Source organism: Aeromonas sp. R1-1 (genome assembly GCF_040908495.1).
GTDB classification, from domain to species: Bacteria; Pseudomonadota; Gammaproteobacteria; order Enterobacterales; family Aeromonadaceae; genus Aeromonas; species Aeromonas veronii.
Map to the genome: position 1 here is coordinate 1 of NZ_JBFODV010000266.1, position 11,227 is coordinate 11,227.

8 protein-coding genes are annotated in these 11,227 nt (G+C 60.6%); 2 read left to right on the top strand and 6 right to left on the bottom strand.

The window, feature by feature from the left end; genetic code table 11:
• On the bottom strand, positions 1 to 516 hold a 516-nt coding region (tilS, locus tag AB5Y92_RS18120; RefSeq protein ID WP_368227315.1), incomplete at its 3' end, for a tRNA lysidine(34) synthetase TilS.
• Between the two features lie 180 nt (positions 517 to 696).
• On the opposite strand from tilS, the gene AB5Y92_RS18125 reads away from it, so the two are divergent.
• Both AB5Y92_RS18125 and AB5Y92_RS18130 read left to right on the top strand, forming a co-directional pair.
• The gene (locus AB5Y92_RS18125) at positions 697 to 2,730 is read left to right on the top strand and encodes a M13 family metallopeptidase (RefSeq protein ID WP_236301710.1); all 2,034 of its coding nucleotides are present in this window, start codon (positions 697 to 699) and stop codon (positions 2,728 to 2,730) included.
• A gap of 58 nt (positions 2,731 to 2,788) precedes the next feature.
• Positions 2,789 to 3,232 carry a PliI family lysozyme inhibitor of I-type lysozyme gene (locus tag AB5Y92_RS18130; RefSeq protein WP_158112076.1) on the top strand — a complete coding sequence of 148 codons (444 nt, stop codon included), beginning with the start codon at positions 2,789 to 2,791 and terminating at the stop codon, positions 3,230 to 3,232.
• A gap of 76 nt (positions 3,233 to 3,308) precedes the next feature.
• Here the strand turns inward: AB5Y92_RS18130 and pdxY are convergent, their stop codons facing one another.
• From pdxY to yjeH, 5 genes are all read right to left on the bottom strand, one after another.
• A complete protein-coding gene (gene pdxY / locus AB5Y92_RS18135; RefSeq protein ID WP_368227316.1) occupies positions 3,309 to 4,169 on the bottom strand; it encodes a pyridoxal kinase PdxY in 861 nt (286 codons plus the stop codon).
• 93 nt (positions 4,170 to 4,262) lie between these two features.
• Entirely contained in the window at positions 4,263 to 6,395 is a 2,133-nt protein-coding gene (locus AB5Y92_RS18140; RefSeq protein WP_042055201.1) for a lysine decarboxylase CadA, read from the bottom strand.
• 77 nt (positions 6,396 to 6,472) lie between these two features.
• A complete protein-coding gene (gene cadB / locus AB5Y92_RS18145; RefSeq protein WP_005347861.1) occupies positions 6,473 to 7,807 on the bottom strand; it encodes a cadaverine/lysine antiporter in 1,335 nt (444 codons plus the stop codon).
• A gap of 750 nt (positions 7,808 to 8,557) precedes the next feature.
• Complete coding sequence (gene cadC / locus AB5Y92_RS18150) at positions 8,558 to 10,111, bottom strand: lysine decarboxylation/transport transcriptional activator CadC (protein WP_368227317.1); 1,554 nt, start codon at positions 10,109 to 10,111, stop codon at positions 8,558 to 8,560.
• 392 nt (positions 10,112 to 10,503) lie between these two features.
• A partial coding sequence (gene yjeH / locus AB5Y92_RS18155) for an L-methionine/branched-chain amino acid transporter (RefSeq protein ID WP_368227318.1) occupies positions 10,504 to 11,227 on the bottom strand: 724 nt, incomplete at its 5' end.

Here is an 11,227-nt window from a genome sequence, read left to right on the forward strand (position 1 = left end):
CTCGGCCAGCTCGGCGCGACTCATATCGAGCAGCGGCCGCAGCAACAGGCCGCCAGCAAAGGGCTGGCTTGGCAAGATCCCCGCCAGCCCGCGCAGACCGGCGCCGCGCTTGAGGGCCAGCAGCAGAGTCTCCAGCTGATCATCCTGATGGTGGGCGGTGAGCAGCCACTCCCCCTCCCGCATCCGGGCGGTCAGCCGCTGGTAACGGGCGGTGCGAGCCTGCGCCTCCAGACTCTCGCCATTGCCACGGGCCAGAGTCACCCGCTCGACCAGCAGCTCCACCGCCAATTGCTGACACACGACTTCACAATGAGCGACCCACTCATCGGCATGGGGACTGAGGCCGTGGTGCACGTGCAGGGCGCGAAGTGGCAGGCCGTGCTCGCGGGCATACTGCGCCGCCAGCACCAGCAGCAGGGTAGAGTCGAGGCCGCCACTGAAGGCCACCAGCAGACCGGTGGAACCTTCCGGCGCTGGCATAGTCAGACAAAAGCGAGAATAAAGATGAGAAATCATAGGCTTCCCCAAAACGGACCGGCCGATCTTAGCAGAGTCGGGCTTATCAAGCTGCAACCCTGCTGCTAGAGTGAGGCTCGCCCGCCCTCTCCACCAGGCTGGCCGCAAGGCGGTCGCACAACCGGTTGGAGCAAGGAAGATGGGCAGGGAAGCAAACAATCCGAATTGGAATCAAACAAGATGAACAATAAGAAAAGCTTACTGGCCGGCCTGATTGGACTGGCACTGCTAGCTGGCTGCAGTCAGGCACCGCAAGACTCCCCCAAACACTCCGGGCTGGCGCTGGCCAATATGGACACCCAGGTCAAACCCGGCGATGACTTCTTCCGCTACGTCAATGGCAAGTGGCTAGCCACCGCCAAGATCCCCGACGATCGCCCCGCCGATGGCGCCTTCTACATGCTGCGGGACAAATCCCTTGCCGATGTGCGGGTGCTGGTCGAGGGGCTGGCCAAGCAGGAGGCCGCCACCGGCACGCCGACCCAGCAGATCCGCGATCTCTACGCCAGCTATCTGGATCAGGCAGGCCGTGACGCCAAGGGGCTCACCCCGCTGGCACCGGCGCTGGCCGATATCGACCGGATCGGTGATCAGGCTGCGCTGGCCCGCGCCTTTGCCCAGTCGGGCCGCATGGGCGGCGGCGCACCGTTTGGCATCTGGATCGACGCCGATGCCAAGTCCCCCGACCGCTATGCGGTCTACCTCTATCAAGGTGGACTGGGGCTGCCGGATCGGGACTACTACCTCAAGCAGGATCCCGAGAGTCAGGCCCTGCGCCAGAAGTACCAGCAGCATATCGCCGCCATGCTGAGCCGCCTCGGGGAATCTGACCCGAGCGGCAAGGCCAAACGGATTCTGGCACTCGAAACCCGGCTCGCCACCATCCAGTGGGACAACGTCGCCCTGCGGGATCGGGAGAAGAACTACAACAAGCGCCCCGCCAGCGAACTGGCACGGCTCGCCCCCCATCTCGACTGGCAGGCTTATCTCAATGCCGCGGGCATTGCTGGTCAGCCGGAGCTCATCATCGGCCAGCCGACCTATCTGAGCGCGCTGGATCAAGTGATGGCCCAGACCCCCATCGCCGACTGGCAGGCCTACCTCAAGTGGCAACTGCTGACCGACTACGCCCCCTATCTCGACAGCGAGACCGACCGCGCCAACTTCGCCTTCTACGGCACCACATTGAGCGGCACGCCCAAGCAGCGCGCCAGCTGGGAGCGGGCGCTCGGGGTGCTGAACGATCATCTGGGTGAAGCGGTCGGCCAGCTCTATGTGGCCCGCTACTTCCCGCCAGCGGCCAAGGAGCGGATGGAGCAGTTGGTGGAGAACCTGCGCACCGCCTACGGCCAGAGCATCAAGGAACTCGACTGGATGTCGCCCGAGACCAAGGCGCAGGCCCTCGAGAAGCTGGCCAAGTTCCGCCCCAAGATCGGCTACCCCGACAAGTGGAAGGATTACAGCGCCATCACCATCAAACCGGATGATCTGGTCGGCAACCTACAACGCTCGCAAGCCTTTGAATACGCAGACAGTCTGGCGCGCCTCGGCAAGCCGGTCGACCGGGACGAGTGGCACATGTCGCCGCAAACGGTGAACGCCTACTACAACCCGAGCAACAACGAGATCGTCTTCCCGGCGGCCATCTTGCAGCCCCCCTTCTTCGACATGACGGCGGATGATGCGGTCAACTACGGCGCCATCGGCGGGGTCATTGGTCACGAGATGGGCCACGGTTTTGATGATCAGGGGGCCAAATCCGATGGTGACGGCATGATGCGCGACTGGTGGACACCGCAGGATCTCAAGGAGTTCCGATTCCGCACCAGCCGTCTGGTGGCCCAGTACAACCGCTTCGAGCCCATCAACGGCCAGTTCGTCAACGGCCAGTTCACCCTGGGGGAGAACATCGGCGATCTGGGCGGTCTCACCATCGCCCACAAAGCCTATGAGCTGTCACTGGATGGCAAGGAGGCGCCGGTGCTGGATGGCTTCACCGGCGAACAGCGCTTCTTCCTCGGCTGGGCGCAGGTGTGGAAGGGGATGTATCGCCCCGAGCTGATGCAGATGCTGCTGCGCTCCGACCCCCACTCGCCGCCAGAGTACCGGGTCAACGGCGTGGTGCCGAACATTCCCGCCTTCTACGAGGCATTCAACATCCAGCCGGGGGACAAGCTCTATCTGCCGCCCCAGAAGCGGGTGAAGATCTGGTAGCAACATCACGGCGGGCTCCCCGGGAGCCCGCACTCAAGAGACAGCAAGAGGTTGCAAGATGAACAGAGCATTGATGATGGCGGGGCTACTGACCCTGCCGCTGGCGGCACAAGCACAAGCCGAAGAGGGATTTAGCAAGCAACTGACCCTCCCCTCCGGGCAGGTGATCCGGGTGGAGCAGGGGGCCGGTGAGCCCGCCTCCATCGGCAGCTATGACGTGCGGCTCTATTCGGGCCAGAACGCCCAATTTCCACTGGATGAGTTTCAGGATGGCAAGGTGATGGCTCGCAACGGCTTTATCCGGGAGCTGAAGCTGGTCGATTTGAATGGTGACAAGCAGCCCGAGCTGGTGGTCATCATCGAGAGCGCTGGCAGCGGCAGCTATCAGGATGCCGATGCCTACACCGTCAGCCCGCAAGGGGAGCTGGAGATCTTCAATCAGGTCAAGGAGCTGGAGCCCAAAGAGGATGTGGTCAAGGCGCTCAAAAGCCCGCAGGACTAAGCACTCTCCCGACATCTGACATATAAAAAGCCCTGATGATCAGGGCTTTGTTGTTTCTTCTGTGCGCGTAATCAGCTCAGAGGCGGGTCGCCCGGATGGAGACCTGCGGCAACGCCATCTCGTGCTGGGCCGCCACCAGTTGCAGCTCGTAAGCTCCCGCCAGCCAGGTGCGGGCCAGCACGGCATCGACACTGGCGTTGGTAAGCTCGAACGCCGCGACCGGGGTACAACCGGCCAGCAGATTGGCCAGCATGGTGGCGCTCAGCAGATCCCCCACCCCGATGGGGTGGCGGGCAAAAGGGTAGAGTGGGCGGGAGAGATGAAAGATTCCCTCCTCACACACCAGCAACATTTCGAAGCGGTCCATGGCAAAACCTGCCTTGCCCAGATGCTTGACCATCACCAGCTTGACCCCTTGCGCGCGCAGCTGCTGGCACGCCTCGATGGCCTCCGGCACATTGCGGATATCGCGGCCGGTGAGCTGTTCCAGCTCCAGCAGATTGGGGGCCAGCATATCGGCGCAGGCCAGTGCCCGGTTTTTCAGAAAATCGGCGACGCCGGGTGCCACTATGCACCCCTTGTCGGGGTGACCCATCACGGGATCACAAAAATAGAGGGCGGCCGGATTGAGCGCCTTGAGCCGGGCCACCGCCGCCAGGATCTCCTCCCCCTGTTCGGCCGAGCCGAGGTAGCCGCTCAAGATCGCATCGCACTCGGACAGCACACCGATCTCCGCCAGGCCGTTTACCAGCTGACGGATATGGCCGCCGGGCATCACCATCCCCTGCCAGCCTTCGCGGTATTGGGTGTGGTTGGAGAACTGCACCGTGTTCATCGGCCACACCTCGATCCCGAGGCGACGCATGGGAAAAACGGCGGCACTGTTGCCGGCACAGCCAAAGACTACGTGGGATTGAATGGAGAGCACTCGCTTCATGATTGGCGACTCACGCAATAAGAACAGGAATTCCGGAGGGAAAAACGGGCCTTGCGGCCCGTTGTTGTCACTTTCGACTGTTGTCACTGTCGATTAACGCAGCACCTTGACGGTGTAGCTGCCATCGGCCTGACGATAGAGGCCGTGGATGTCGGTCTCGAAGCCCGGGTAGTGGGCACCGATCTCGCACAGCATCTCGAGGAACTCGAGCACCGGCAGAGAATCCTGGGTCACCATCTCGCCCGGCAGTACCAACGGAACTCCCGGCGGGTACGGCAGGATCATGTTGGCGCTGATGCGGTCAACCATGTCACGCAGCGGCACTTCCACCACGTTGCCGGCCAGCTCTTGCTGCCATGCGGCGTGCGGAGTCATCTTCATCTCCGGCAGTACGTCGAACGCCTTGAACATCAGCTCCGGCAGACGGTACTTGCTGGTCAGCTCGTGAATGCGCTGCGCCAGCTCCTGAATGCGCATCCCTTCGTAGAAGCTCGGGTCTTCACGATAGAGGCTCGGCAGTATGTTCTTGATGGTCAGGTTCAGGTCATAACCACGTTTGAACTCGGTCAGGGCGCGCAACAGCTGCATCGCCTTGGACTGATCGATACCGATGGAGAAGAGGAACAGCATGTTGTAGGGGCCGGTCTTCTCGACCACGATGCCGCGCTCGTCCAGGAACTTGGAGACCAGTGAAGCAGGAATGCCCTTCTCCAGCAGTTGGCCGTCACGACCCATACCCGGGGTCAGCAGGGTGACCTTGATCGGATCCAGGTACATGTGGTTGTCATCGATGTCCTTGAAGCCGTGCCAGTCATCTTTCGGATCCAGCTTCCAGCACTCGACGGTGTCGATGTTGTCCGGCTGCCATACGTCGAAGAACCAGCCTTCGCTCTGATCACGCAGACGCTTGATCTCTTTGCGGAAGGAGATGGCGCGATCGATGGAGTCCTTGATCAGACGCTTGCCGGTGTTGCCACGCATCATGGCAGCAGAGATCTCGGTAGAGGCCACGATGCCGTACTGCGGCGAGGTGGAGGTGTGCATCATGAATGCTTCGTTGAAGGTCTCCTCCTCCACGTCCCCCTTGATGTGGATCATCGAGGCCTGGGAGAAGGCCGCCAGCAGCTTGTGGGTGGACTGGGTTTCGTAGAACACCTTGCCCGGCATCGCTTCACCGCTCATGCCGCACTTGCCTTCATAGATCGGGCTGAAGTTGGTGTAAGGCACCCAGGCACTGTCGAAGTGGATGTAAGGAGTATCCAGCGCTTCCTTGATGAAGCCGGTGTTGTAGAGCAGACCATCATAGGTGGAGTTGGTAACGACGGCGTAACGGGGAGCCTGGGCACCCGGTGTCGCGGCAACCTTGGCAGCTATGGTGTCGCGGCTGAATTCGCTCTGCGGGATACCACCCAGAATGCCGTAGGCGTTGCGGGTCGGACGGAAGTAGATCGGGGTCACGTCGTTCATCATCATCAGGTGAGTGAGCGACTTGTGGCAGTTACGGTCAACCAGCACTGTGCTGCCGGCTGGCGCGGAGTACATGCCGACGATCTTGTTGGCAGTGGAGGTGCCGTTGGTAACGATATAGGAGCGATCGGCGTTGAAGGTACGGGCGATGTACTCTTCGGCTTCCTTGTGCGGACCTGAGTGATCCAGCAGGGAGCCCAGCTCCGGCATGGAGATGGAGACGTCAGCCTTGAACGCGTTCGGGCCGTAGAAGTCATAGAAGATGCTGCCGGCCGGGCTCATCTGGAAGGCGGTACCGCCCATGTGACCCGGAGTACAGAAGGTGTATTTACCCTCTTCCACATACTTGAACAACGCCTTGGTGAACGGCGGCAGGATGGCGTCCTGATACTCCTGAGTGGCCTGACCCATCTTGAGGGCGATGTCGTCAGCCATGCCGAGACGGTACTCGAAGAAATGGACGTTCAGACGCAGGTCGGTCAGGTGAATGTCCAGGGTGGACTGGTCGTTGGCGAAGGCGAAGATCGGCAGCTTCTCGTTGCGATCGTGGATCTCCTTGCACAGACCCAGAGAGTATTTGTCCCAGTCGAAGATGGCGCCGCAAACGCGGGGGTTCTTCTCGATCAGTTTCAGCAGGTCGGCGACGTCGACCGGATAAACAACCTCGAAACCCTTGCGCTCGAGGGAGGCTTGCAGCTGGCGAATGGGTTCTTCTTTAAAGAAAACGCCCAGGTGGTTGAGGATGGCAATGATATTCATCGTAATGCTCCACACGTAAAGGGGCGCTCTCCATCAGGGATGGTGAGTGAAGAGCGCTCGGAAGATAAAAGGGGGAATTAGTTGCTGGGTTGTTCGTTCAGCAGGGCGTCGTGCTGACGCAGACCCTGTTTTTTGGCGTAGAACATCAGGATGATGAGCGACACCACGAAGGTAGCGGTGAGGTTGGAACCCTTGGCACCCATCAGGGCTACCAGACAGAAGACACAGGCCACACCGGAGAAGATCATGGCGCCGATGCTGCGGGAGGTCATGCCTTCAAAACGGATCAGGTTAATGCTGGAGTAGAAGTAGGGCAGCATGGTCAGCAGCACCGCATCTGTGGTCAGCACGTTGAAGAGATCGGCAGCGTGAGCGGACTGGGAGGTGAAGGCGGTCAGGCCAACCATCAGGGCAGTCATCTTCAGGGAGCCTAGGATCAGACCCTTCTTGGCCACGCCGTTCTTGTCCACTTCGCCGTAGATTTTCGGGAAGTTGCCGTCGTTGGCGGCACGCTTGCCCGCCTCGCCTACCAGCATCATCCAGGAACCGAGCGAGGTGAAGCAGGCCAGAGCGGTGAAGGCAGAAACAAACGGCGCAGACCAGCTACCGAAGATGGCGGAAGAGGCCATGGCAAACGGGGCGCCGGAGGCAGCCACTTCACCGGCCGGGAACATGCCGCTGATCACCTGGGTAGAGAGGATGTAGATAACACCCGCGATACCGGTACCCAGCATGGTAGCGAGCGGTACGGTACGCTTGGGGTTCTTCACCATGCCGGAAGAGACGGCGGCAGATTCAACACCGACGAAGGACCAGAGGCAGATCAGCACGGCGCTGATGACCGCATGCAGGTCGCTGCCGCTGGTGGTGTTCCAGTTCTGGCTGTAGACAGTGGCATCAAAATGACCCCAACCCATCACCGCAGTACCGACAACCGGCAGCAGGATCAGCACCAGACCCAGAGTACAGAGTCGGCTCACCCAGCTACCGCCAAGCAGGTTGACGAAAGTGAAGATCCAGACGGCAGCGATGGTGGCTGCGGCGGCCGGAATTGGGCTATTGAGAATGGGGAAGAAGACCGAGAGGTAGGAGACGCCGGTAATGGCGATGGCCAGGTTACCGATCCAGTTGGCGTGGTAATAGAGCACACCGGTCTGGAAACCGAACACCGGAGAGATCTCGCCAGCGTAAGCAATGGGGCCACCCTCTTGCGGGTTCTTGGTAGCAAGGCGGGCGAAGACAAAGGCGAGGCCCATGGCGCCTACCAGACAGATTGCCCAGCTAAAGACAGAGATGGAGCCGATGGTGGCCAGTGCCGAAGGCAGCAGCGCGATGCCACTCCCCATCATGTTGCCGGCCACCACACCTGTACAGGCGATAAGGCCAATCTTCTTGCTCGTATCTAGGGACATAAGATCTCCGGTTCTATAAAAGGTCGGGTCGTCACATACACATTTGGCGGAACGCCCCGCCAAAGAATGGGCACAGACTAGGCCTCTCATCCCCGGAAAACATAAAGACCAGCTAACGGATAAAAATATGAGGCAACTTTTTTCGCCGCCTCATTATTTTTGATAAAAATCATTTAAAAACAGCACCTTGACATCATTGCGCACCGCCATCTTGATAAAACCTTGATATCCTTCCGCCCCGTTTTTGCCCCTTGATAACCCCCTTATCTCGCCGTCTTGATATTTTTGGCCAGATAAACCCGGGATAAAGCAGATCCCATTGCGCCCCCTGCCCTTGCGGCCATTTGGAAGCCCTGCGGATCATCACCCTGAGTGGCCGCTCACCTCCTGCTTTCCCCTTCGCTCGGCTCATCACAATCCAGACTCAGAGGTAAAGCGCAATGGCGATAACAGGTAAGCAATGAGAAATGGGTCGAGACGGACAGCTTATCCCGTCGCCAACCATGAGCAGATGTCACAAGCTGCGCGCGCGGCGTAAAGCCGAACAAACGCGAGTGCAGCGAATGCCGCGTGCAAGACAAAGGCAGATAGTGGGGAGCTGCGGGGGATAAATCGGGCCGCACCAGAGCGACTATCCCCGGTGGCAAAGAAGCAGGATTGAGACAAGCAGAAACAGCACAGGCCGCCCGAAGGCAGCCTGTGGATGAGGTCGGCAACCGCACCGACCGGGGGAAAACCAACACTGCGGTGTTAGAAGAGCTTCACCTTGCTCTGGCCCAGCGCATTGAACAGAGCCGGAGTGAGGCTCTCCATATTGCTGTAGAAACCGAGCTGCTGGCAGAGCAGATAGGTCTGCTCGGTCGCCTCCATCAGGAAGGCCTGACTGTAGGCATCCCCCGCCGCCTCGGGGCGACCATCCAGCTCCGCCAGCTTGCCCTGCAGTATGTAGTAGAGCACCGAGCGGCCGCGACTCGCCGCCTTCTCCAGCAGATAGTTGGCCTGCTGTTGCTGGCCGTTGAGGATCGCCTGCAGGGTCAACGCCTCCCACACCCGAGCTGGCAGGGCGCCGCTGTTTTGCACCACGCTGGCGAGATGGGTGCCAATCCCCTGCAGCCGCTCGCTCTCGGATTTGCCCGCCAGAGTGGCCAGCGCCTCGCCCGCCAGATAGCGCTCCGCCAACAGCAGCGGCTGATCCGGATGGGCAATCAGCGCCTGCTCCAGCAGATCGATACCCCGCTTGAGGGCGACCGGATCCCGGCTGTTGATGTAGTACTGCGCCTCCATCATCGCCATCAGGGAGGCATCATCGGTCGGCCAGCCCATCCCCGGCTCGGCATCGGGCTGGTCGAGGGCACGCAGCAGATCCTGGCTGCTGGCCTGCAACACGCCGTGCACACTGTGGCGACTGAGCTGGTACTGATGGCTGAACAGCACTCGGTTGGTATTGATATTGCGATACTCCAGATCGAGATAGGTGCCGCGGGGCTGGCGGGTGACCCGTACACTCAGCTCCTTGCCGGGCATGATCCCCCCCATCAGAGTGGTGGCACCATACTGCACCCGCAGCGGCGTAGCCACCGCCACTTCCCCCATCAGGGCGCGGGTAATGCCATCGGCGAGGCGCACGTTCTCGTTGTTGTCATCCATGCCGGAGTGAAAGCGGAACACCAGCAGGTTGGGATCCAGCATGGCGTGTACCTGGGGGCTGGTGTGCTGGTAGCTGAGCATGCTGACAATGGCGATCAGCACGATGGCAACGAAGATATCGAAACTCACCATCTTCCAGCGGCTGCGAGCATCCTTGGCATGGGTGGAGATGGCGCGGGTCAGGGGCCCGGCGGGAAAAGGGGCGACATTGGGCAGTGCATCATCATCCTGCTCAGCCGCGGGCGGGCTCAGATCGGAGAGCGTCGGGTTGCCTGAGAGAGCGGTATTGACCGCGGGCGCGGGCTGCTCGTCCGCCATCACCACGGAAACCACCTGCAGCGGCCTTACCGGTGCCACCAACTTGTAGCCGCGCTTGGGTACGGTGACGATATAGTCGGTCGCATCGGTGCGACCATCTTTGAGGATCTTGCGCAGTTCGAAGATGGACTGGGTCACCACCTGATCGGTCACCTCGGCGCCATCCCACACCTCGTTGATCAGGGCATCGCGGCCAAACACGGTGCCGGCATTGTGGGCCAGAAACCGCAACAGATTGACCAGTCTGGGTTCGAGGTAGACCTCTCGGTCGGGGCGACACAACATGTTGTCGTCAACGCTCAGGGTCCAGTCGTGGATCTCAAAAACCGATTCGCTCATGATTCACTCGCTGCAGATGGTGACAATGCACGATGAGAGAGACGCAAAACCCGGGCTGACTGAACGGAACAAGGCGCTATCACCACAGGTGACAGATAAAAAGAGAACCGAAGCAATCACATCTCTGAGAGTCAGTCTGGCCAGGCCATCCTGTTTACGTCTGAAGGGCATCCTTGCGGGCATTCCGACCACCGGGATCGGAAGGGATCACTTTAAGCAAAACGGGAGCTGGATCCCACTTTTTTTGGCTATAAATCGCCGTTGAGTTGATCAGACACCGCACTTTTCGGCAAATAGCGTGCCAACTAGTACTCATATGAACATCCCGCATGCCGTAATCAAAAAGCCCTGAACATCAGGGCTTTCTCATTTCTTCGACCATCGGGGAGACGTTACTTCGCTACCGGAAGCACATCCTGCTGACGACTGCGGCGCAGATGACGCCGCCACAACGAGACGCCGCCGTAGCCAAGACTCAGCACCACCGCATAGAGCACCTGAGTGGCGAGCGCCACCAGCACCAGGGCGCAGAGCAGCACGCTTATCCCCGCCAGCCCCTTGCCCACCCCGCCGAGCAGACGCCAGCCCGCCGCCATGCAGAGCAGGTAGACCAGCACGAAATTGCCGTTGGCGTAGCGGATCAGCTCATCGAGCGGCAGTCGCAGCCAGATGATCAGGGTGATGCAGAGCAGACAGATAGCGAGCACCAGAGTGAGCGCCCGCAGCGGCGCGCCGCGCGCGGTGAGCACGGCCAGCGAGGGGGGCAACTTGCCTTCCCGCGCCATGCTCCAGATCAGCCGGGCAAAGCCCTGAATGTAGATATTGATGCTGGCAAAGCAGGAGAGGTAGCCGAGCACCGCCACCAGCCACTTGGCGGTGGGGCCGAACAGCAGCGCCAGCAGGGAGGGGATGGCGGTAGCGTTTTTCGCCTCATCGCCGTAGAGGCCGTATTTGAGCACCACCAGCGAGTGTACCCAGTAGATGAGCCCCGCTAGCAGCACACCGCCGAGCAGGGCGATGGGGTAGTCCCGCTCCGGCCGCTTGAACTCCTCCCCCATGTGGGCGAAGGCTTCCAGCCCGACGAAACACCAGAACATCACCGCCAGCGCGGTGGCC

Bases quoted from the DNA above. Each gene is read 5' to 3' on its own strand.
- AB5Y92_RS18125 (WP_236301710.1), top strand. From the start codon at position 697: ATGAACAATAAGAAAAGCTTACTGGCCGGCCTGATTGGACTGGCACTG.
- AB5Y92_RS18130 (WP_158112076.1), top strand. From the start codon at position 2,789: ATGAACAGAGCATTGATGATGGCGGGGCTACTGACCCTGCCGCTGGCG.
- pdxY (WP_368227316.1), bottom strand. From the start codon at position 4,169: ATGAAGCGAGTGCTCTCCATTCAATCCCACGTAGTCTTTGGCTGTGCC.
- AB5Y92_RS18140 (WP_042055201.1), bottom strand. From the start codon at position 6,395: ATGAATATCATTGCCATCCTCAACCACCTGGGCGTTTTCTTTAAAGAA.
- cadB (WP_005347861.1), bottom strand. From the start codon at position 7,807: ATGTCCCTAGATACGAGCAAGAAGATTGGCCTTATCGCCTGTACAGGT.
- cadC (WP_368227317.1), bottom strand. From the start codon at position 10,111: ATGAGCGAATCGGTTTTTGAGATCCACGACTGGACCCTGAGCGTTGAC.